This is a genomic window from Mycobacterium sp. IDUB_39 (assembly GCF_055419205.1).
This window is the reverse complement of the sequence record NZ_JBVAXF010000004.1, coordinates 651,641-673,833: the sequence shown is the minus strand read 5'-3', so window position 1 is coordinate 673,833 and position 22,193 is coordinate 651,641. Positions and strand designations below refer to the sequence as shown.

Annotated in this window: 20 protein-coding genes and 3 pseudogenes; 9 read left to right on the top strand and 14 right to left on the bottom strand. The window is 65.4% G+C overall.

The genetic code is table 11. The features are described 5' to 3' along the window. Positions 1–175: 175 nt before the first annotated feature. Positions 176–460 (bottom strand): annotated as a pseudogene (locus tag ACZY0X_RS18640) (HNH endonuclease family protein); the annotation flags it as partial. Positions 461–646: 186 nt separating this feature from the next. On the opposite strand from ACZY0X_RS18640, the gene ACZY0X_RS18635 reads away from it, so the two are divergent. The 4 genes from ACZY0X_RS18635 (at position 647) to ACZY0X_RS18620 (ending at position 5,424) form a co-directional block, all read left to right on the top strand. After that, positions 647–1,822 carry a tyrosine-type recombinase/integrase gene (locus ACZY0X_RS18635; RefSeq protein WP_463772441.1) on the top strand — a complete coding sequence of 392 codons (1,176 nt, stop codon included), beginning with the start codon at positions 647–649 and terminating at the stop codon, positions 1,820–1,822. A gap of 73 nt (positions 1,823–1,895) precedes the next feature. Then, entirely contained in the window at positions 1,896–4,001 is a 2,106-nt protein-coding gene (locus ACZY0X_RS18630; protein WP_463772439.1) for a tyrosine-type recombinase/integrase, read from the top strand. 8 nt (positions 4,002–4,009) lie between these two features. Next, complete coding sequence (locus tag ACZY0X_RS18625) at positions 4,010–4,396, top strand: DUF6262 family protein (RefSeq protein WP_463772438.1); 387 nt, start codon at positions 4,010–4,012, stop codon at positions 4,394–4,396. Positions 4,397–4,419: 23 nt separating this feature from the next. Then, a complete protein-coding gene (locus tag ACZY0X_RS18620) occupies positions 4,420–5,424 on the top strand; it encodes a hypothetical protein (RefSeq protein ID WP_463772436.1) in 1,005 nt (334 codons plus the stop codon). A gap of 157 nt (positions 5,425–5,581) precedes the next feature. Here ACZY0X_RS18620 and ACZY0X_RS18615 read toward each other — a convergent pair whose 3' ends face one another. The 8 genes and pseudogenes from ACZY0X_RS18615 to ACZY0X_RS18580 form a co-directional block, all read right to left on the bottom strand. After that, positions 5,582–6,010, bottom strand: coding sequence for a hypothetical protein (locus tag ACZY0X_RS18615; protein WP_463772507.1), 429 nt, complete (start codon positions 6,008–6,010; stop codon positions 5,582–5,584). A gap of 93 nt (positions 6,011–6,103) precedes the next feature. Beyond that, positions 6,104–6,169, bottom strand: a pseudogene (locus tag ACZY0X_RS18610) (DUF2510 domain-containing protein); the annotation flags it as partial. Between the two features lie 50 nt (positions 6,170–6,219). Continuing rightward, complete coding sequence (locus tag ACZY0X_RS18605; protein ID WP_463772434.1) at positions 6,220–6,678, bottom strand: hypothetical protein; 459 nt, start codon at positions 6,676–6,678, stop codon at positions 6,220–6,222. 143 nt (positions 6,679–6,821) lie between these two features. Continuing rightward, entirely contained in the window at positions 6,822–7,382 is a 561-nt protein-coding gene (locus ACZY0X_RS18600) for an LppP/LprE family lipoprotein (RefSeq protein ID WP_463772433.1), read from the bottom strand. 357 nt (positions 7,383–7,739) lie between these two features. Continuing rightward, positions 7,740–8,450, bottom strand: a complete 711-nt coding sequence (locus tag ACZY0X_RS18595) for an HNH endonuclease family protein (protein ID WP_463772431.1) — start codon at positions 8,448–8,450, stop codon at positions 7,740–7,742. 92 nt (positions 8,451–8,542) lie between these two features. Continuing rightward, positions 8,543–8,980: pseudogene (locus ACZY0X_RS18590) on the bottom strand (hypothetical protein); the annotation flags it as partial. After that, positions 8,977–11,226: an ATP-dependent DNA helicase RecG gene (recG, locus tag ACZY0X_RS18585; protein ID WP_463772430.1), complete on the bottom strand. Its 2,250-nt coding sequence runs from the start codon at positions 11,224–11,226 to the stop codon at positions 8,977–8,979. The pseudogene ACZY0X_RS18590 and the gene recG, both read right to left, overlap by 4 nt. A 2-nt stretch (positions 11,227–11,228) precedes the next feature. After that, entirely contained in the window at positions 11,229–12,884 is a 1,656-nt protein-coding gene (locus tag ACZY0X_RS18580; RefSeq protein WP_463772429.1) for a DAK2 domain-containing protein, read from the bottom strand. 191 nt (positions 12,885–13,075) lie between these two features. On the opposite strand from ACZY0X_RS18580, the gene rpmB reads away from it, so the two are divergent. Further along, positions 13,076–13,270 (top strand): 50S ribosomal protein L28, encoded by a 195-nt coding sequence (gene rpmB / locus ACZY0X_RS18575; RefSeq protein ID WP_241399851.1) that lies wholly within the window; start codon positions 13,076–13,078, stop codon positions 13,268–13,270. A gap of 54 nt (positions 13,271–13,324) precedes the next feature. Here rpmB and ACZY0X_RS18570 read toward each other — a convergent pair whose 3' ends face one another. Together ACZY0X_RS18570 and ACZY0X_RS18565 are read right to left on the bottom strand one after the other, a co-directional pair. Beyond that, a complete protein-coding gene (locus ACZY0X_RS18570; protein ID WP_463772427.1) occupies positions 13,325–14,008 on the bottom strand; it encodes a uracil-DNA glycosylase in 684 nt (227 codons plus the stop codon). A 28-nt stretch (positions 14,009–14,036) separates the two neighbouring features. After that, complete coding sequence (locus ACZY0X_RS18565) at positions 14,037–15,026, bottom strand: thiamine-phosphate kinase (RefSeq protein WP_463772426.1); 990 nt, start codon at positions 15,024–15,026, stop codon at positions 14,037–14,039. Between the two features lie 105 nt (positions 15,027–15,131). Here ACZY0X_RS18565 and ACZY0X_RS18560 point away from each other — a divergent pair, with 105 nt between their 5' ends. Together ACZY0X_RS18560 and ACZY0X_RS18555 are read left to right on the top strand one after the other, a co-directional pair. Further along, positions 15,132–15,374: an Lrp/AsnC ligand binding domain-containing protein gene (locus ACZY0X_RS18560; RefSeq protein WP_463772424.1), complete on the top strand. Its 243-nt coding sequence runs from the start codon at positions 15,132–15,134 to the stop codon at positions 15,372–15,374. Positions 15,375–15,442: 68 nt separating this feature from the next. After that, positions 15,443–15,943, top strand: a complete 501-nt coding sequence (locus ACZY0X_RS18555) for a DUF3515 domain-containing protein (RefSeq protein WP_463772506.1) — start codon at positions 15,443–15,445, stop codon at positions 15,941–15,943. On the opposite strand, the gene ACZY0X_RS18550 is transcribed toward ACZY0X_RS18555, so the two are convergent. The 3 genes from ACZY0X_RS18550 to ACZY0X_RS18540 are packed head-to-tail and all read right to left on the bottom strand — an operon-like array spanning position 15,940 to position 19,201. After that, complete coding sequence (locus ACZY0X_RS18550) at positions 15,940–17,043, bottom strand: D-alanine--D-alanine ligase family protein (protein ID WP_463772422.1); 1,104 nt, start codon at positions 17,041–17,043, stop codon at positions 15,940–15,942. The genes ACZY0X_RS18555 and ACZY0X_RS18550 overlap by 4 nt on opposite strands. 20 nt (positions 17,044–17,063) lie before the next feature. Further along, positions 17,064–18,173 (bottom strand): cystathionine gamma-lyase, encoded by a 1,110-nt coding sequence (locus ACZY0X_RS18545; RefSeq protein ID WP_463772421.1) that lies wholly within the window; start codon positions 18,171–18,173, stop codon positions 17,064–17,066. A gap of 2 nt (positions 18,174–18,175) precedes the next feature. Then, positions 18,176–19,201, bottom strand: a complete 1,026-nt coding sequence (locus tag ACZY0X_RS18540) for an NAD(P)H-dependent glycerol-3-phosphate dehydrogenase (protein ID WP_463772420.1) — start codon at positions 19,199–19,201, stop codon at positions 18,176–18,178. Positions 19,202–19,241: 40 nt separating this feature from the next. Here ACZY0X_RS18540 and cofC point away from each other — a divergent pair, with 40 nt between their 5' ends. Together cofC and ACZY0X_RS18530 are read left to right on the top strand one after the other, a co-directional pair. Continuing rightward, positions 19,242–19,922 carry a 2-phospho-L-lactate guanylyltransferase gene (gene cofC, locus ACZY0X_RS18535; protein WP_463772418.1) on the top strand — a complete coding sequence of 227 codons (681 nt, stop codon included), beginning with the start codon at positions 19,242–19,244 and terminating at the stop codon, positions 19,920–19,922. Between the two features lie 36 nt (positions 19,923–19,958). Beyond that, complete coding sequence (locus tag ACZY0X_RS18530) at positions 19,959–22,133, top strand: RNA degradosome polyphosphate kinase (RefSeq protein ID WP_463772417.1); 2,175 nt, start codon at positions 19,959–19,961, stop codon at positions 22,131–22,133. Positions 22,134–22,193 lie beyond the last annotated feature (60 nt).

Genomic DNA, 22,193 nt, shown 5'->3' with positions numbered 1-22,193 from the left:
CAAGGAATCAGTTACCGATCCCTTCCTGACACCTCCGGAGGCATTTGAGAAGGACTACCTCGATCTATATCAGCCGCAGTCCAGCGCCCCGCAGGCCCTCCGCGCGCTAGTAGCGCCGGGCGTTCTAGATCGGGGCGGACGCTATAACCAGTACGTAGCCGACCCGTGGGGTATCTCAGCCCACCGGGCAGGTGGCCGCACCCTCGCGCAGCACCACCGCCGAGCGCTGGTCGATCGGCAGCCCGTATCCGCGTAGCACCTCGGCGAACTGCACCGAGTACTGGCACCAGAAGGCCCGATTGGGCGGCATCCAGTCCGCGGGCTCGGAATCGCCCTTGTCCTGGTTCGCGCCGCCCGCGACCGCCAGCAGATTGGCCGGGTCGTTGGCGAACCGCACCCGCATCTCGTCGGTCCAGTCCCTGGCGCCGAGATCCCACGCCAACGCCAACGGGACGAGGTGGTATCCGTAACTGGTTCCCGGTGGCGACGACGTCATCGACTGGTCATAGATTGTCGGATTCTTGGCGTCGAAGACACTGTTATCCGTGACTGACTGGCAATGCCGTCGACGTCAGCACCGCACCCGAGCGTTCCGCCGAGATGTCAGACGGTGGAGGTACCTTGACCGCAACCGAGAGGGGGCAGCGTGGCAACGACGCAGCGGGTGATCCTCGACGGCACGACGACGTGGACCGTCGTATCGGAATCCTTATCGGTGGTCGAGCCCGCCGAGAAGTACCTCGAGTTTGGCCGCCAGACCGGATTCGCGCCCAACACGATCAAGGCATATGCTCGCGGGCTCGCGCAATGGTGGACCTACCTTGAAACGAGCTCGAAATCCTGGGATGCAGTCCGAATCCACGACTTCGGCAACTTCCTCGCTGCCGTCCGGCACAACGAGTTCGATAAAACCGTTCAAACGTTGCGGCCGGAACCAGCAGTCGGCGAGGCCACCGTCCAGCTTCGACTCCGGGCAGTCCTCGGGTTCTACCGCTACCAAGCTGGTTGCGGCAGTGACGTGGCACCGTTTCTGTACGACCAGGTCCGCGGCCGATCCGGCAGATACCTGTCCTTTCTCGAGCACGTCGCCAGCCGCAGTCCTCAACGCAAAGTTGCGGTACGAGTGCGCCAGCCGCGCAGAGAGATTCCAGTCCTCACCCCCGACCTAATCACAGACTTGCTCGATTCCGAAGCCGTCCACTCCCCTGACGACGGCGAGTGGCACGGCGATCTCCGATACCGACTGTTGTGGTCACTTCTGGCCGAAACCGGAATGCGCATCGGCGAAGCACTATCGTTGCAGCACCGCGACTGGAACACGGGGCGGTCATCGACTGCAACGGTGTCAGTGGTCGACAGGCCACACCCATACGGCATCGCGACGAAGTCAGGCAGTCGCCGCGTCCACATCGGCAGCCGTCTTGATCGGCTCTACGGGGACTACGTGTGGTGGCTCTGCGATCAGGGTGCTGACGCACTCATCGACGACTGGGACACCGGCTACATCTTCTGCAACACTCGCCGCCAGCCCCTGTACGGGCCACTTCGCCCTGAATCTGTCTATGCGCACCTGCGGTCGGTGAAGCGGCGACTGCCGCAGCTTCCGTCCGCCATGACACCACACTGGTTCCGCCACACGCACGCAACCGCGCTGTTACTGGCCAATACGCCATTGCATGTCGTGAGCCGACGGCTCGGTCACCAGAGCGTTCAGACGACGATCAACACATACGGACACGTCACCCAGGACGCTGAGCTCGAAGCTCTCGCCAACTGGCGTGACGTCGTCGCCGGATGGGAGGCAGGCCAAGATGAGCGCTGAGACGACAAGTGGAAGTATTCCCCGCGCACCGCGTCGGACGGATCGACGCGATCCCCGATTGCCACTTGCAGATATGTTCGATCACGCAATTGCGCAACGGCTTTGGGAGTCATTGCCTGATGACTGCCGGGTCGATCACATCGACAAGAAGAACATGCCCGGGGTCTATCGCGGCGCAATCAAACACGTCTCTTCCGGCGGTCGACCTGTCAAGAAGGAAACCGCCCCTTGGACAAGCTGCTCCATCAACTTTCGTGATTTGCCGGAGACTATGATTTGGGAGATTGCGTGGCTGATCCACCGCGAGATCAAACTGGGCCGATACATTCACCCGAACATGTTCAACGCCGCGACACGCGTTCTACGCATCGCCACCGCGCATGGCACCAAACAGGGACGCAACGCAACTTCGTTGCTCCACCTCACGCCCGAGGAATGGATACGCGAAGTTCACTTCGCTCGCATGCGTGGAATTGACTTCGGCTCAAGCAACGACAAACACGCGGAACAACGGCTCCGGCAGTTGCAGGACGTCCTCGTCTACCCCTATCACCAAGGTCAGTGGTGGGAACTCAACGTGTGGAATCCTCAACTCGATCCGCGGATTCCGCAACGTGATCATGAGCCGAACGGGCGCAGTGTACTGAATTTGAGCCACCTGACGAGCGTCTGGCTGCGCGAGGGCGCGAAGCTATGGCTATCGGCAAGCTTGGCCAACGGCACGATGTCGTGGAGTTCGCTAAGGGTACGACTCGATAATCTCAAGTGGCTGCAGCGACACATCGACAAACGCGGCGATCAAGGGCCATGCCTGACAACCGATCCTCATCAGCTGCGCCCGTTCATCCGCAGCTTCTGCGAGATGCTTCTGACACACCGCATTTCAGACGGACAGCTCAACGCAGGTCAGCTGCTGGGGAAGAATCCTCGCCGTCAGATCATGGTTGGCATCGAGCAGTTCTACCAGTGGATGTACGACCATCGCGACGAGGCAACCGCGGCGCATGCCGAGTGGGCGGCGTTGCGTGCAGAGCACTGTGTCCTGTTTCGCCCCGAAGACAAGCCGAGGCTGACCAACAAGAAGAACAACGATGACATGATCCTCGACGACGACGTCGTGCAACGTATCGCCGAGGGCTGTGACCTGCTGGCCCTCCCACGAACCGAAGGAGGCTGCGGGGATATCCAGGCCTTCCACGCCCTGATGCTGCTGATCCGCACGGGCCGGCGGGTCAACGAGGTCTTGATGATGGACTTCGACCCGCTCGTAGCGCTGCACCGACAACCAGACAGTCCTATCACCGACGACTCCGAATCGCGCGACTTCGTGGCCCGAATGCGGTACCAGCAGACGAAGATTGAATCAAACCTGCCCAACTCCATCCCCGTCGATGCCGAGGTCGTCGCAATCATCAAGGCCCAACAACAGGTGGCCCGCGACTTCATGGCCGCCATGGGCTCGCCTGAGATCCAGCCCCGGTACCTTTTCATGCGCACGCGGGCCAACCGTCGGGGTACAGCCCCCTACTCCCTGGCGACCATGCACCTGCACCTCAACCAACTGACGGAGAAGTTGGCGATCACTGACGCCGCCGGTCGACCCGTTGCGATCAGCAAGACGCATCGCTTCCGCCACACCGCCGCCACCAACCTGATCAACGCGGGTGTTCCCCTCCACGTCGTGATGCGCTACTTCGGCCACATCAGCCCCCAGATGACACTGCACTACGCCGTGACACGATCCCAGACGATGGAAGAGGAATTCCTCAAGTACAAGAAGGTCACCCGCGACGGGCGTACCGCCGAGATCGACGGCACCGACCTCTACGACCTGATCCAGCTCGACAAGCGTGCCGACCGGGTCCTGCCCAATGGCTGGTGCACGCTTCCACCGAAGCAGCTGTGCGACAAGGGCAACGCCTGCCTCACGTGTGCCAAGTTCGTCACCGACGTCACCCATGGCCCCGAGTTGCGCCGCCAACTCGAGGACACGGAACGCTTGGTGACAAGCCGCCAGGAGGCCTTCAGCGCCAAGTACGGCGCTCCCATGGGTGAGGACAATGTTTGGCTGCAGGGCCGCCGAGAGGAGATCGGTTCCCTGAACCGCATCTTGCTGTCGATCACCGATGTCACCGACCGCGCAGTGCGTGGTGCCGGCGTCACCGACCAACCCGCATAGGAGGACAAGTGCCGCAACATCTTCGCGAAGCCGCTCAACGCCGACATGATCAAGCAGCCGAACGAGCGACCGCCGCGCTGGCACGGCTGTCCACCGGTGGAGCCGCGATCAGCTTCGCCAGCGTCGCTCGGGAGGCTGACGTCTCCACCGACTTTCTCTACCGCCAGCCCCAGTTGCGTCAACGTATCCAGGAGCTTCGAACCACCGGCATTCGGCGTGATTCCCCACCCGTCGCAGATATCAACAACGGGTCAGCTCCCGTCCGGGCCCTCTCTGCACAGATAAAAGAGCTGCGGCGGCGCCACCATGAAGAGGTCACCCAGCTCAGGAGCGCACTCGCCGTCGCTCAGGGCGAGAACCTCGCGCTCCGAAGGAAACTTGCGACCTACGAATAGTCTTCCAGCCTGATGATCAACCCATGCGAGGCACGACGATGAAGGAAGTTGCAATGCAAAGCCCTGCCGACGACGGCGCGGAAATTGAGGGTTTCTACGACTGGGGTCCAGGCGTCGTCCTCTCCGCCGACTGCCTCGGCCGCTCGTTTCAGACGAACCTGTCCGAGCGGCAATTAACAGTCACGATGCCGTCGTTCGACGGCGCTGCCATTTCGGAGCCACCACGTCGCTTCAAGCGGCCAGAGAACTGGGTCAACGTGGATCCGCCGAACCCGTGGGGCGAGCTGCGTGTCACAAGTACCGCCGACGACGGGTCCATTCTGCCCCTCACGGTTTGCATCAAGCGGGTACGAATCATGTTGGGGGTCAGTCCAGACGATGCCCTGGACCAAAACTTGGGGCCACAACTCGATGAAGCGCTTTCCCCGTGGTGGGATGCGTTGAGTACATGGATCGAGGTAGTGACGGGTCAAGACCTGGCACGCCTCGGGGACCGGCGACCGAAGCAACCGCAGACCTTTCACCTTTGGGGAGGAAACCCGGACGGCACGATGCGTCCACTCTCGATGATGTTCTACGCCACCTTCTACCCAACCAACATTCAAGTCCTAACCCCGGACGGCTTGCAGGCATGCTTGTCCGCGGTGGCACGCGGCCAGACACCTGCTCCAGAGCGTCTTCATCTCAGCGACGCACGCTCCCTGCACAACGACGGTCAGTGGCGGCGGGCAGTGATCGACGCCGCCACGGCGGCGGAGGTCGCCATCACGTCGTGGCTCGATAACCGTTTAAGCACCGCAGAACCAGACGTCAAGGCCGCCTTGCTGGACACGCCGCTAACCCTCGGACGGCTCCACCGCCTCTACACCAAACTCGGCGGCGAACTGCCCGGAAATTTCGACAAACTGGTGGTCACACCGAGGAACCACGCCGCTCATCGCGGTCTGGCACTGACCGAAGAACAGTCCGCAGCGGCGATCGATACCACGTCAGCGTTGCTTAACGCCGCTAGTCCCGTCGTGTTGTAGGCGAACCGCAGTCCTATGTGCGCGTCTGAGCAGTGCCGACGCTGACTGCGAGAGATACGCACTGCCTCCGACATTATCGGCTAATCTCACACCACGACAACCTATTTCAAAAGAAGAAGATTCAAGTGAACGAATTCGGGTATCGACCGTGACACGCTTATCGCCGAACTGCGAATCCAAAATCTCGTAATGGAGTCAAGGTGTCGCCCTTCTCCTGCCATGACGAGATGAACAGCCAAACTGTGCCCGCGCTGTCCACCCCAGTCGCGTAGCTGCCACCCTGCTTCGTGTACATGGCAGCCGCATTCTCTGCAGCGAATTCGGTGTCGAACGAGCCGATCGAGACGGGGCTTCCGTCCGCACTCGACATGCAGATCCCGGCGCTCAGAGAATCCGGCAGGCTGACCCCGCCATCCATGTACTTGCCCGGCTCACACACGCTGGCCATCCACTCATCATCGTTGCCCGACAATGTCGGCTTCTCTGAAGCGGGAGTCGTCGATGAACCGGACTGGTCGCTCGAGTCGAACAGAGCGACGATGCCGAGTACCAAGAGGATTACAGCAGCCGCCAGTGCAGCACTCAATCCAACGATTAGACCACGTCCGGGTCGAGGTACGACGCCGCGCGGCCGAGTAGCTGGGTCTTCTCCCACGGTTCGGAGGTGGGTAGTCCACGCATTGCCATCCCAGTAGCGCTCAGTACCCGTCCCACCGGGATCTGGGTACCAATCGGGAACTACCATCGCCATCCCTTCATCAGCGTTTGCGGCCGTAGTCCGCGACTTTCGTCGTGTCACCCACGATGCAATGCGAACCCAAAGTCGGTTAATGGCGAGAAGTCCGCTGTTCCGTCGTAAGAGTAGAAGACCCATAATTGCCCAGAATCATCGGTGAGCGTGGCGTACTCCGACTGCTTGGCGAAGTTGGCGGCCGCGTTCTCGAAGCGGAATTCCGACTCGTATGTACCAATAAGGATTGTGCCCCGCGGATCCCCATAACACAGGGCAGATCCTGCGGAGCCGGTCAAGGTGTTGCCGCCTTTTCCGTTCTGGTATGTGCCTCGTTTGCAGACGGATCCAATCCATTCCTGCGACGTCGAGGCGGCGCGTGACTGGGCCGGTGCGGCTGCTTCCGTCTGATGCTTGGTTATGAGTGCAACTGCTACCACGGCCAGCGCGACGACTGCGACTGCTAGAGAGACAAGCAGCCAGAACACTACTGGTGAGACGTACCGCCCGAGCAATCGTTTCATGGGTGCTGTCAAAGCGAGTTACCACCTTCACCTAGCTTTGCTGCTGGGCGTTCACGCTACCTGGCATGCGACTGCCTTCGGCGATTGAAGCACCTTCTGCGCTGGCTCACCCACCCATTCAGAATGACACCCGCGCAGTCGCGTCACTGCTGTGGCGGCGGAGGGTCAAGCATCTGCACTTTTTCGCCATCCCAGTAGTAGCGAACGCTGGTCGAGATGCCGTCATCACACGCGGTGCAACTCTGCCCGCTGCGGTAGTCCAGCACCACGGTGTCACGGGTCGAAGCTGCCGTATTGACGGACGTTGAACCGTAAGCCTTGATCGTGCCGGTGCCGAGGTAGGTGCCGCGGTGAAACATCATCGCCTGTATGGGCGAACTTCCCGTTCCACCTGCGACGGTGACAAGGATGGTCGACAAATCCGCGCACGGATCGAAATTGCTGTCGACCGGAGTGTCATCCCAACCCAGACCGGTAATTGGCTCAGCAGGCAACATTGACAGCCCCTCGCGTAGCGCCGCTGTCATGTCTTGCCCGCAAGATACGGGAGTGATCGTTGCCGGTGTTTCGGCGCGTGCTGGCGGCAGGGAACCACCGCTTGTGGGCGACGGTGCTTCAGACGTGATCGTGACAGTAGGCACCTGCGAAGCGGAGGTACGACCCGAGTGAGAAATGGTGACTACGGCAATGCCGACGACGGCCACCAGGACCACCGCTGCGGCCGCAATTGCGATCCACCACCCGTTTACCGAACGCGCGGACTTCTGTCTGGGTGGACACTCGGGGTGCTCGTGCCACTGAGAAATTGGTTCCTGGGCGGGTGAACTCTTCGCCGAATGTCCCTCATTCGGAATCGGTTTCGGAGTGGGCGGAGGCCAACTGGGGTCAACTGCACCACTGTCGAACGTCTTAGGGTTCGGCGCAGGCCAGCTCGGGTCCACCTCGTCATTTGCCATCTGACTCCCTCCGTGACCTGAGCGAATCGTAGCGGCGTGAACCCGCATCAGATACGCGAATTGATCGGCGGACCAGGTGTTCAAGCGTCCTTACGTCACTCACGATCAGCCCTTGGGACACGTCTCGGCCGCGTCACGCAGCACAGACGCAGACGGCGCATCGATCGGCAACCCGTAGCCGCGCATCACCGCGACGAACTGCACCGAGTACTGGCACCAGAACGCGCGGTTCGGCGGCATCCAGACCGCCGGCTCTCCGTCGCTCTTGTCCGCGTTGGTCGGTCCGTCCACTGCAAGGAGATTGGCCGGATCGTTCGCGAATCGCATGCGCATTTCGTCCGTCCAATTCCGCGCCCCTTGGTCCCATGCGTAGGCCAATGGCACGAGATGGTCTATTTGCACGGCCGCGCCCGTTTGATTGCCGCGCACAAGGTTGATGGTTTCACTTGTGTACGGATCGCGCAGCGTGCCCGTCGCTACCGCGTTGGGGCAGCGGCTAATTGAGACATACGTTTTGTCGATAAGGTCGCGATCGAGAATGTCGTTACGGGTGTCGCAGCCGTTGTGTCCGCCGGGAGCGTCGTTGTCGTCGGTCCAGCTCTCGCCAAACGCTGCGCGGCGGTAGTCGTATCCGCGCATTCGTGCCGGCACCTCCGCGACACCAGACAGCACGTCGGCACCAGGCGCAACGGTGGGAATGTCAGCCTCCGCGACGAACATTGCCGATCGCTCGGATGACGTCGCCATCGTTTGGTAGGCCACGACGATCGCGAGCGCCACCGCTAGCGCCAGCCACAACAACCGCATTCTGTTCACGGGGACCGACCTCGTCACAGCCGTGGCCCCGATACTGTCAGCGGCATGTCTTCTATGTCCTGAACTGCATAGATAGTGCCTAGAGACGTGACGGCTGCGGATAAGAGGTGATCGATCTGCACCGACGCGCCCACCTGATTGCCACGCGTGAACGAGATCACCGCATTGGTGTACGGGTCATGCAGCGCCCCGGTCGCCACGGCACTCGGGCACCGCTTGATGTCGACGTAGACCTTGTCGATGAGGTCGCGATCGAGGATGTCATTGCGGGTGTCGCACCCGTTGTGACCGCCGGGCGCGCTGTTGTCATCGGTCCACGATTCGCCGAACGCGGCCCGGCGGTAGTCGTGGCCACGGGTGCGGGTCGGGATCACCGCCACCCCAGCCAGCACGTCGGCACCGGCGGTGACGGTGGGCAGATCGGCCGACGCGACGAACATCTCGGAGCGCTCACGGGAGGCGGCCACCGTTTGATAGGCGACGGCCACCGAGAGGATCACCGCCGCCGTGAGCCAGGCCAGCCGCTTCACGCCTTGTCCAGGTACTCGACGCGCTCGGTGTCGGTGAATGGGGCCGCGAGACCCTGAAGTCCCCGGTGCTGCACAAGCCTCGGATCCTGCGCGTAGACGGACTGCGCGAACTCGCGCGCCGCCTCGATGACCGCCTGGTGCTCGGCCAGAGAAAGCAGCCGCAATGTGATGGGCCTGCCGGACTGGTTGAGCCCCAACACATCACCCTCACGCCGCTCGGCGAGGTCGAGGTCGGCCAACTCGAATCCGTCCAGCGTGCCCGCGACCGCACGTAGGCGCGTGCCTGCCTTGGAACCCTCCGGCAGGTTGGTGACGAGCAGGCACAGGCTCGGATGCTCACCGCGGCCGATGCGTCCCCGCAACTGGTGCAGCTGGCTGATACCGAACCGGTCGGCGTCCATCACCACCATGACGGTGGCATTGGGCACGTCGACGCCGACCTCGATCACGGTGGTGCACACCAGCACATCGATGTCACCGGCGCGGAAGGCCGACATCACCGCATCCTTCTCGTCACCGGAGAGCCTGCCGTGCATCAGCCCAAGACGCAGTCCGGCCAACTCGCCGCCCCGCAGCCCCTCGTACATCTCGATAACGGTCTTGGCGGGTGGCCCGGGCGGCGCCTTGCCGTCCCTGCCCGGCGCGGCCCCGTCGTCGTCGGCCTCGTCGATACGGGAGGCGACCACGTACGCCTGGCGCCCCGCGGCGACCTCCTCGCGGATGCGCTGCCAGGCCCTTCCCAGCCACGTCTTCTGCCGCTCCTCGCGCATGAAGATCGTGTTGGTGGAGATGGGCTGGCGCCCACGCGGCAGCTCACGCAGCACCGACGTCTCGAGATCGCCGTAGACGGTCAGTGCGACCGTACGCGGGATGGGTGTCGCCGTCATCACCAGAAGATGCGGGGTGATACCGCCAGTGGCTTTGGCGCGCAGTCGATCCCGCTGCGCGACCCCGAATCGGTGCTGTTCGTCGACGACGACGAGGCCGAGATTGTGGAACTCGACGTCGTCCTGGATCAACGCATGCGTGCCGATGACGATGCCGGCCTCACCACTGGCGATCTCGTCGCGCGCGCGCCGCTTCTGTTGTGCGGTCATCGATCCGGTGAGCAGAGCGATGCGGGTGCCGTCGGTATCGCCGCCGAGTTCGCCTGCCATGGCCAGCGGACCGAGGACCTGGCGGATGGACCGGGCATGTTGGACTGCAAGCACTTCCGTGGGAGCCAGCAGGGCGCACTGGTATCCGCTGTCCACCATCTGGGCCATCGCGAGAACCGACACGATGGTCTTACCGGAGCCGACTTCACCCTGCAGCATCCGATGCATCGGTTTGGTGTCGGCCAGTTCGGTCGAGAGCACCTCCAGCACGGAGCGCTGTCCGGCGGTCAGTTCGAACGGCAACTGCTCGCCCAGCGCGGCCAGGACACCGCCGGCGCGCGCCGCGGCCGGCGGGCCTGTCTCACCGAGTTCGCCATTGCGGCGCACCACAAGCGCCCACTGCAGGCCGACGGCCTCGTCGAACGCCAGACGATCCTTGGCGCGTTCCCGCTCATCGGGACTCTCGGCGAGGTGGATGGCACGAAGTGCCTCGTCCTCCGACATCAGATCCCAGTGCTCCCGAATCGATTCCGGCAGCGGATCATCGATGGGGTCGAGCACGTCGAGGACCTGGCGGACACACGCGTAGATGTCCCAGCTCTGCACCTTGGCGCTCGCGGGATAGATCGGGAAGTAGTCCCGTTCGAACGCCGACATGTCGAGTTCGCCGTCGTCCGTCTTCGATGACGCGGCGATCGTCGCCAGATTCTTGGAACCTCTGCCCTGGCCCGCTCCCTCGAGGATCAGAAACGCCGGATGCGTCAACTGCATGGCGCCCCTGAAGAATCCGACCTCACCCGACAGCATCAGTCGGGTGCCCTCCACGAGCGTCTTCTTGGTGTACTTGGCGTTGAAGAAGGTGGCGGTCACCTTGGGGCTGCGGTCGCGCAGCGTCACCACCAGGTACTCACGCCTCGGCTGCCGGTTGGTGTACCGGATGTCAGCGCGCTCAATGGTGTCAACGAACGTGATGTGCTCGCCCTCCTCGGGCAACTCCCCGTCGTCGCCGAGCACCGACATGCCGTGGCTGTACTTGCGCGGGTAATGCCGCAACAGGTCGTCCACGGTGACGATGCCGAAGTGCTCCTCGAGGGCCTTCGCCGACTTGGCGCCGATCACGTGCGTCAGGGCGTCGGTGAGCGCAACCACGTCTACTCCACTCCGATCAGCAGCACGTCGCCTCGATGTCCTGTGTGGTAGATGACGATCTCGGCGCCGAGATGCTGACGATGGACGTGCTCCTGCAGTGCAGGTCCGACGTCGGCGCCGACGTCCGCGCCAGTGAGAACGGTGACGAGTTCACCACCGGCGACCAGCAGGAGGTCGATGAGCCCCGCTCCGGCGGCGACCACGTCATCTCCGACGATCAGTACCTCGTCACCCGCGATGCCGAGACCGTCACCGGGCTTGCATGCCCCGGCCCACGTCAGCGCCTCCTCCGTCGCCAGCCGCACCGAGCCGAGCCGCGCCCCGCCAGCGGCGCGCGCCATGGTGTAGCCGTCGTCGACGGCCTCGCGGGCGGGATCGTGCACGGCCAACGCGGCCAGACCCGCCACCATGGATCCGGTCGGCACCGGGACGACGTCGATACCCCATCCGATGGCCGCCGTGCAGCCGGCGACCAATTCCTCCGCGGCCACATAACCGTTGGGCAGCACCATGACCTGCCCGGCCCCGGTGTCGATGAGTGCGTGCAGTAGATCGTGCGCTGTGACGGGTCCCTGTCCGTCGGGTTGCAGCACCCCAGCCCCCTCGCCGGCGAACAGTTCCCGCGCCCCGTCCCCGTCGGTGACCGCGAGCACCGCCCGGCTGCGGCTCCAGACCCCTGCGGGCCGGCCGGCCGAGCCGACCGAGAGCGCGGTGACCTGGATACGACTTGGCGTGCCGAGGTCAAGCGCCGCCTCGATGGCAGCACCGCCGTCATCGGCGTGGACGTGCACCGAGTACTGCGCCGCGGTGTGTCCGCCCGCACCCGATGCGGCGATCACCACGGAGTCGCCGAGACGCTCGAGGCGCTGGCGGAGTGCTTCGACGCCCGCGTGATCGCATCCACTCAGCAGATACATCACCTCGAACTGCGGCGGCGCCCCGACGGATCGCGGACTGGGGGCAGCTCCAGTGAACTCGGCCGAGGCTCCCCCATAGACACGGCGGTGCGGCGCCTGACCGGTCACGATGGCAGTCAGCGCATCGAGGAGCACCAGCAGTCCGCGGCCTCCCGCGTCCACCACGCCGGCTGCGGCGAGCACGTCGAGTTGCTGTGTGGTCTGTTCCAGGGCGGTCGCCGCCGCATCGGATGCCGCGACGACCATCACGGCCAGGTCGGCGCCCTCTGCGGCGACGGACTCGGCGGCACTCGCCGCGGCCTGCAGGACCGACAGAATGGTGCCATCGACGCTTCCGCCCACCGACGCGACGACCAGCTCGACGGCGTGCCGCAGACCTGCACGCAATGCGGCGGTGTCCAGGGTTGAGCGGGTACCGGAGGATTCCGGGGTGGACTGGGCGGTCGCCTCCGCGAGCCCGCGCAGGATCTGCGACAGGATCACCCCGGAATTACCGCGCGCGCCGCGCAATGCGCCGTCTGCCAGCGCCGCGATGACGGCCGTCGAGTCATCGCCCACCTCGGGTGCGTCTGCCTGGACACATGCCGAACGCATGGTGAACAGCATGTTCGTGCCGGTGTCGGCATCGGCGACAGGGAAGACGTTGAGCCGGTTGATCTCGTCCGTGTGCGCGATCAGTCCGTCGAGTGCGCAGTGAGCCCAGGCACGCAAGGCGGCCGCATCCAGCAGACGACCCGACATGCCACCTCCAACACTTCGCGGTGGGGTTGAGCCTAACCTCGGTCGCTGACACCACTACGCGCGTCGGTGTCCGCAGCGGTCGCGGTGACAGCCATTTTGGCGATAACCGGGGCGCCCGGTATCCTGGTCAGGTTGTTGGGTCACCCGCGTTGCGGTTGTTGACCCCCCAAGTACTGATTGAGGAGTTCGAGATGGCTGCCGTGTGCGATATCTGCAACAAGGGCCCTGGCTTCGGTAAGTCCGTGTCGCACTCTCACCGTCGGACCAGCCGTCGCTGGAACCCGAACATCCAGACAGTGCGCGCCGTGGACCGCCCGGGCGGCAACAAGAAGCGCGTCAACGTCTGCACGTCCTGCATCAAGGCCGGCAAGGTCGCCCGGGGCTAAGTGCCCCACAGCTGGGCGCCCGACATCTGGGTGCCCGCTCTTCTGCACGCCAAGCTACGGCAGTTGCCAGTCGATCTGCTCTGACCCCAACCGGGTGAGCAGCTCGTTGGCTCGGCTGAACGGCCGCGATCCGAAGAATCCTCGCGACGCTGAGAGCGGCGACGGGTGCACCGACTCGATCGTCGCGCACCGCTCACCGCTCAACATGGGTTTCAGGGTCGCCGCATCGCGTCCCCACAGCACCGCCACCAGCGGCTGTGGACGCGCCACGAGCGCTCGGATCGCGCATTCGGTCACCGCCTCCCACCCCTTACCCCGGTGCGACGCCGGTGTGCCGGGGCGCACCGTGAGCACTCTGTTCAGCATCATCACGCCGCGCTGTGACCATGGCGTCAGATCCCCCGTCGACGGCGCCGGATGGCCCAGGTCGGTGGCGTACTCCTTGAAGATGTTGGTCAGGCTCCTCGGCAGCGGACGTACGTCGGGCGCGACCGAGAAGCTCAACCCGATCGCGTGGCCCGGTGTCGGGTACGGGTCCTGCCCCACGATCAGCACCCGCACCTCATCGAATGGAAACGTGAACGCGCGCAGCACGTTCTCGCCCGCGGGGAGGTATCCCTGACCGGCGGCGATCTCGGCGCGTAGGAACTCCCCCATCTCGGCGACGCGACCGGCCACGGGTTGTAGTGCACGGGCCCAGCCCGATTCGACGACTTCGTGAAGGGGACGCGCGGTCATGGTGGGTCAACCTATCTGGTGGCGACGATCAGAACGACTGCCAGCCCGGACTTCCGCGCCACACCGAACCATCGACCAGCACGCGGGCGGGGCCGTCGAGAACCACCCCGATACGACGCCATCCCGCCGGTGGCGCTGCCGGGAACGTCGCGACGAGCGCGTGGTCCTCGCCGCCGCCGAGCACCCAGGTCCATGGATCGTGACCCGTCACCGTGGCCAGCGCGGCGAGAGCGTCGTGATCAGCCGCCAACGCCGCCGTCGCCACGTCGATCCCGACACCTGACGCGTCGGCGATGTGTCCGAGGTCGGCGATGAGACCGTCGGAGACGTCGGTCATCGCGGTGGCTCCGGCATCCGCGGCAGCCCGTCCCTGCCCGTAGGGCACCTCCGGCACCAGATGCCTGCGCCGCAGCTCCTCGAAGTCGGCTTCGCCACCGGAGCCGTCCACATCGCCCGCGCCCGTGAGACACACCTGATAGCCCGCGGCGGACCGGCCGAGATCCCCTGCCACGGCCAGCGTGTCCCCCGGTCGTGCACCCCGCAGCAGGACGGGCGCGCGGCCGGCGAGGTCGCCCAGCGCTGTCACCGAAACCACCCACTGCGGCGCCGTCACCAGGTCGCCACCGGCGATCCCGGCTCCGCTGCGGTCCGCCTCGGCCCACATGCCGTCTGACAGAGCAAGCGCGTCCTCGGCCGCTGTGTCACCCGGTGCGCCGAAGGACACCACGAACGCCGTTGCGACCGCGCCCATTGCCTCGATATCCGCGGCGTTCTGGGCGATGGCCTTGCGGCCGATGTCATGCGGTGTCGACCAGTCGAGCCGGAAGTGCCTGCCCTCCACGAGCATGTCGGTGGACACGACGGCACGACCGTCGGCGGCCGTCACCACCGCGGCGTCATCACCCGGTCCGACCACCACCGAACTCGGTTGGCGGCGGTTGGCGATCAGCCGGTCGATGACCCCGAACTCGCCGAGACCTGCCAATGTCGGCGTGCCGCCGTCTGTGTCGTCGCTCATATGCCCTCCCGCGTGCGATCTTCCTGCCCTGAACACCGGCGCGACCTGCGGTACCTTTGGTCCCTGCGGCGTGGAGTCTATGCAGCGACACGGAGGTGATAGCGGGTGGTCGAGGCTTTCATGCTGATCCAGACCGAGGTGGGTCGCGCTGAGATCGTCGCCAAAACCCTGGCGAGCCTGCCCGGGGTGCTGTCCTCCGAATACGTCACCGGCCCCTACGACGTCATCGTGCGCATCGGCGCCGCCTCCCTGGCGGAGTTGACGTCGACTATCGCGCCGAGCGTGCAACAGGTGACCGGAATCACCCGCACGCTGACCTGTCCGGTGGCCGGCGGAGCGCGGCCCTAGCCTCGTCTTAGAGTTGCCTGGTGACCGACAACGGACCCGACGAACACGATGGACCGCCAAGGGCTCTGATGATCGCCGCGCTGGCCGTCGCCGCGCTCGCGGTGGTCGCCTTGCTCGTCGTCGCGGCGGTCCGGGAGGTACCGGAGCAGCCCCGTCCCGTGGCCCTCGCGGGGGTGCCCGCGCCACAGGCCGACGACGACGCGTGCCGGGCCCTGCACGATGCGCTGCCCGAGAGCCTCGGTGAGTACCAGCGCGCGACGCTCGTCGATCCCGCACCCGTCGGCGCCGCCGCATGGCAGAGCGAGTCCCAACCGGAGCCGGTCGTCCTGCGCTGTGGATTGGAGCGGCCGGTCGACTTCGTGGCGGGCACGCCGGTGCAGGCCGTGGACGATGTGGACTGGTTCCGCATCGGCGAGCAGGATCGCAGCACCTGGATCGCGGTGGACCGGCCGGTCTACGTCGCCCTGACGCTGCCCGACGGCTCGGGACCCACCCCGATTCAGCTGATCTCGGCGGCCATCGCCGGCGCGATGCCGGAGGTCCCGATCAATCCCGGCCCGGTTCGCTAGCGCAAGCCGGTGCCGCGGACCATCGCGGTGTCGACCATGGTGGCCAGCAGCGTCGGATAGTCGACTCCGCTCGCGGCCCACATCCGGGGGTACATCGAGATGGTGGTGAACCCGGGCATCGTGTTGATCTCGTTGATCACCGGTCCGTCGTCGGTGAGGAAGAAGTCGACGCGGGCCAGCCCCTGGCAGTCGATGGCGCGGAACGCCCGAATCGCCAATTGCCGGATCTCATCGGCGATGTCGTCGTCAACCTTGGCGGGCACGTCGAGTTCCGCGGCGTCATCGAGATACTTGGTCTCGAAGTCGTAGAACCCGTCCTCGCGGCCCCGCACCCCGGCCACCCGGATCTCGCCGACGATGCTGGCTTCGAGTGAGCCATCGGGCAATTCGAGTACACCGCACTCGAGTTCGCGTCCCGGGATGGCCGCCTCGACAATGACCTTCGGGTCGTGTCTGCGGGCGAGTTCGATCGCTGAGGGAAGCTGGTCCCACGCCGTCACGCGGCTGACGCCGATCGACGAGCCGCCGCGTGCGGGCTTGACGAACACGGGAAGACCGAGGCGTTCACGGTCCTCGAGTTGCACCGTTTGGTCACCGGACCGCAGTACCACCTGATCGCCGATCGGAAGGCCCTCGGCGGCCAGGAGCTTCTTGGTGAACTCCTTGTCCATTCCCGCGGCACTGGCCAGTACGCCGGCCCCGACATAGGGCACGCCGGCGAGTTCGAGCAGCCCCTGAATGGTGCCGTCCTCCCCGTACGGGCCGTGCAGAACCGGGAACACCACGTCGACGGCGGCCAGCATCTCCCCCGCGCCCTCACCGACGGACAGCAGCTGTCCGCGTCGGGCTGGATCGGCGGTCAGGGCCAGCTCGGCGCCTGAGTTCGCGCTCACATGCGGAAGTTGGCCGTCGGTGATCGCGAGGGTCTCGGGTCGACCGTCGGTGAGCACCCAAGCCCCGTCCGGCGTTATGCCGACGGCGACCACCTCGAATCGCTCTGGATCGAGGTTGCGCAGGATGCTGCCTGCGGAAACGCAGGAGATCGCGTGCTCTGAGCTGCGTCCGCCGTAGACGACGGCGACGCGGGTGCGGGCAGTCACAACCTAGAGAGGCTACCGGGTCAGGACGACGGGAGCGTCCGCTCGAGGTCGGCAAGCAGGTCATCGGTGTCCTCGATCCCCATCGACAGCCGCGCGAAACCCTCGCTCACCGGGTCGCCCCAGCGCGCCCGTCGGTCGACTGACGTGTGGATACCGCCGAAACTCGTCGCCGCCACTAGCAGCGCGCTGCGTTCGGCGAGGGCGTGCACGGCGGCCGCATCGGCGAGTTCGATGGCGACCAGGGAACCGAAGCGCTTCATCTGGGCACGTGCGACATCGTGAGACGGATCGTCGGGCAACCCCGGGTACCGCACGGCGCGCACCGCGGGGTGCGCCCGCAGCATGGTGGCGACCGCCATCGCGTTGTGGCACTGCCGTTCGAAGCGCAGCCCCGCGGTGCCGATGCTGCGCAGCGCCAGCCACGCCTCGAAGGGTCCCAGGATCGCGCCCGCCAGCAGTCGCTCGCGTTCGACCGCCGCCATCAACGCAGGCTGGCTGCCCGCGACGTAGCCGGCGACCAGATCACTGTGCCCTGACAGCCCCTTGGTGGCGCTGGCCACCACGAGGTCGGCACCCAGCGAGAGTGGTTGCTGGCCAAGCGGAGTCGGCGCGGTGTTGTCCACGACCAGTACCGCACCCTTGCCACGGCAGACGGTTGCGAGGCGGTACAGATCCACGACATCGAGGGTCGGATTCACAGGGGTCTCGGCCAACACCACATCCGCGCTCTGCGCCGCGGCGCACATGTCGGTGGCCGCCGCCTCGATAACCGTGACTCCCAGTGCCGCAAGGTTTTCGCTGGCGTATCGCCGGACCTGGTAGTAGCCGTCGGCGGGCACGACGAGCGTCGTACCGGGTTTGGCGAGCACCCGCAGCACAGACGTGATCGCGGCCATTCCCGAACCGAACACCAACGCCGAGGTGGCGCTCTCGAGCGCTGCGAGCGCCGATTCCAGCAGCCGCCAGGTGGGATTGGACGCACGACCGTAGTAGTCCAGCGGCGCGGACTCGTCCGCCGACAGGTGATAGGCGGCTGCGGGCACCGGTGGTGGTGTCACGGTGTCGCCAGGGACTGCTGGCGCGCCGGATGCGGTCACGCTGCGCGTGGAGTCCCCGTAGCGGCCGTCCATCACTACTCCGGTTTCGTGCTGCGTCCCAGCAGCAGTACAACGGCCTCGTCGACGGACAATCCCTTGTGGCAGACCCGGTTCACCGCGTCCGTCAGGGGCATCTCGACGTCGTAGCTCGATGCCAGGGCGAGCACCGACTCCGACGACGTCACACCCTCGGCGACGTGCCCACCCGCGGCCAGCAGTGCAGATTCCATGGTGCCGCCCCGGCCAAGGCGCTCGCCGAAGCCGCGGTTGCGCGAATGCGGTGACGTGCATGTGGCGACCAGGTCACCCACGCCGGCGAGACCGGCGAGAGTTGCGCCCTTTGCACCCAACGCGATACCCAGCCTCATGATCTCCGCCAGGCCCCGGGTGATGATGGCCGCCGCGGTGTTCTCTCCGAGCCCGACACCCGCCGCCATGCCGCAGGCGAGGGCGATGACGTTCTTGCAGGCCCCACCGATTTCGGCCCCGACCACGTCGGCATTGGTGTAGGGCCGGAAGTATCCGGTCGAGAGAGCGCGCTGAAGTGCGACGGCGCGGCCGGAGTCCGTACACGCGACCACCGTCGCCGCGGGTTGCTCATCGGCGATCTCACTGGCGAGATTCGGGCCAGTGACGACCGCGACCCGGTCCGGGGTGACATTGGTGACCGCGACGATGACCTGACTCATTCGCATGAGCGTGTTCAGTTCGATGCCCTTAGCCACGCTCACCAGCGTGGCGTCGTCGCCGATGTGCCCGCGCCACCCCTCGAGGTTGCCGCGCAACGTCTGGGACGGTACGGCGAGCAGTACCGTGCACGCGCCCTGTAGCGCGTCGGCTGGGTCGCTGGTGGCGCGAATGCCCGCGGGAAGCTCGACGTCGCCGAGGTAGGCCGAGTTCCGGCGGGTGCCGTTGATCTCGTCGGCCAGCTCAGGACGCCGCGTCCACAACCTGACGTCATTCCCCGCATCCGCGAGCACCTTCGCGAGCGCCGTCCCCCACGCTCCCGCACCCATCACTGCCGCTTCGACCACGGGAACAAATCTAGCCTCCTGGCACATTGTTCTTCGCGTGACCGCTCATCACCACGCTACTGGCAGGATGGCAGGCATGAGCGGCAACACGGCCCGCGCCTCGACCGACGTCGGGGTGATCATCGCGGTCAAGCGGCTGTCTCATGCCAAGACGAGACTCACCCCGCTGTTCCCCGCCCCAGACCGAAGCGCACTGGTGCTGGCCATGCTGGTCGACACCATCACGGCGGCCGCTGCGGTCCCCGCCGTGAGCACGATCACCGTCGTGACACCCGATGCTGCTGCGGCGGACGCCGCGCGCAGGCTCGGCGCCCGCATCGTCGCGGATCCGACGCCCGACGGACACCCGGACCCGCTCAACACCGCGCTGACGACGGCCGAGGCGGCCGTCCGGGAAACCACATCGAACGTCGCCGTGCTTCAGGGTGATCTACCCGCGCTGCAGGCACGCGAGTTGGCTCAGGCACTCACAGCCGCCCGCGCCAACGCCCGCAGCTTCGTCAGCGACCGACATGGCAGCGGTACCGCCGCACTGTTCGCATTCGGAGTTCCGCTCGACCCCAGGTTCGGCTCCAATTCCGCACGGCGGCATGAGGATTCGGGCGCGATAGCACTCGTCAGAGAGTGGCCCGGATTGCGTTGCGATATCGACACTCCCGAGGACCTCGCGGCAGCGCTGCGGCTCGGTGTCGGCACCGCGACGAAGCGGACCGTCGCCGATCTGGAGGTGCCGGGCGGCGATCGGTGATTCCGCACACCTAGCACTGCGTGTGGACCATGGGGGATGATCGGTGGTGTGACCGACGCCGAGACCCGAATCGCCGATACCGAGTGGTTGTCGGGAAGCACGGCCCCCAACGTGCCGCCCGCCGCCACCGCGGACGCGACGACGCACCAACTCGATCGACTGCCCGATGACCGGTACCTCAATCGGGAGCTGAGCTGGCTCGACTTCAACGCGCGCGTGCTCTCACTGGCCGCAGATCCGTCACTGCCCCTGTTGGAGCGCGCCAAGTTCCTGGCGATCTTCGCCTCCAACCTCGATGAGTTCTACATGGTGCGAGTCGCCGGCCTCAAGCGTCGCGACGAGATGGGGCTGTCCGTCCGCTCCGCCGACGGTCTCTCACCGCGTGAGCAGTTGCGCCGCATCGGTGAACGGACCCAGCAGATCGCCACCCGGCACGCCAAGGTCTTCGGCGAGCTGATCCGGCCCGCGCTCGCCGAGCAGGGCATCTCCATCGTTACGTGGAGCGAACTCGACGAATCCGAGCGCCAGCGCCTGTCCACCTACTTCCACGAGCAGGTGTTCCCGGTGTTGACACCGCTGGCCGTGGACCCGGCCCACCCGTTCCCGTTCGTGAGCGGGCTCAGCCTGAACCTGGCGATCACGGTCAAACACCCCGATGACGGCGGACAGCACTTCGCCCGAATCAAGGTGCCGGACAACGTCGATCGATTCGTCGAACTCCGTCCGCGCGAGGACGAGCCCGGCGGCGCGCGGTTCCTGCCCATGGAGGAACTGATCGCCGCGTTCCTCTCGGTGCTGTTCCCGGGGCTCGAGATCGTCGAGCATCATGCCTTCCGGATCACCCGAAACGCGGACTTCGAGGTCGAGGAGGACCGCGACGAGGATCTGCTGCAGGCACTGGAGCGAGAACTCGCGCGGCGCAGGTTCGGTTCACCGGTGCGGCTCGAGATCGCCGACGACATGACCGAGAACATGCTCGAACTCCTACTGCGCGAACTCGACGTCCACCCCGGCGATGTCATCGAGGTGGCAGGCCTGCTCGATCTCTCGTCGCTATGGCAGATCTACGGCGTGGACCGGCCCGACCTCAAGGATCCACCGTTCGTGCCCGCCACACCGCCGGCGTTCGGCGAACGCGAGACACCCAAGAGCATCTTCTCGACCCTGCGCGACGGAGACGTCCTCGTGCACCACCCATACGACTCGTTCTCAACCACCGTGCAGCGTTTCATCGAGCAGGCCGCAGCGGACCCGAACGTGCTGGCCATCAAGCAGACTCTGTATCGCACCTCCGGCGACTCCCCCATCGTCAACGCGCTCATCGACGCGGCCGAAGCGGGCAAGCAGGTGGTCGCCCTGGTGGAGATCAAGGCCCGCTTCGACGAACAGGCCAACATCAAGTGGGCTCGCGCACTTGAGCAGGCCGGCGTGCACGTGGTGTACGGCCTCATCGGGCTCAAGACGCACTGCAAGACCTGCCTGGTGGTGCGTCGCGAGGGTTCAACGATCCGCCGCTACTGCCATATAGGCACCGGTAACTACAACCCGAAGACGGCGCGACTCTATGAGGATGTCGGCCTGTTGACGGCCTCACCCGATATCGGCGCCGATCTGACCGATCTGTTCAATTCGCTGACCGGATACTCCCGCAAGGTCTCCTACCGCAACCTTCTGGTCGCGCCGCACAGTGTGCGCAGGGGCATCATCGAGCGCATCGACCGCGAGATCGCCGCGCACCGCGACGGCGCCGAGGCCCGGATCAGGTTGAAGGCCAACGCACTGGTGGACGAACAGGTGATCGACGCCCTGTACCGGGCATCGCAGGCCGGTGTGCGCGTCGAGGTCGTGGTGCGCGGGATCTGCGCACTGCGCCCCGGTGAGCCCGGCTTCTCCGAGAACATCTCGGTGCGATCGATTCTGGGCCGCTTCCTAGAGCACTCGCGAATTATTCACTTCCGCGCCATCGATGAGTTCTGGATCGGCAGTGCCGACATGATGCATCGTAATCTCGACCGTCGAGTCGAGGTCATGGCACAGGTGAAGGATCCGAGGTTGACCGCTCAGCTCAACGACATGTTCGAGTCGGCGATGGATCCCGCAACCAGGTGCTGGGAACTCGGTACCGACGGCCGTTGGACGGCGTTGCCGCTCGCCGGCCAGACGGTTCGCGATCACCAGGTGTCGATGATGGAGCGTCACCGTCAGCGGTGATGTGACGGTGTGGCCTAGGGCCGGTCTGGGAGCGTGGCTTCCAGTGGCCCCTGATGACCT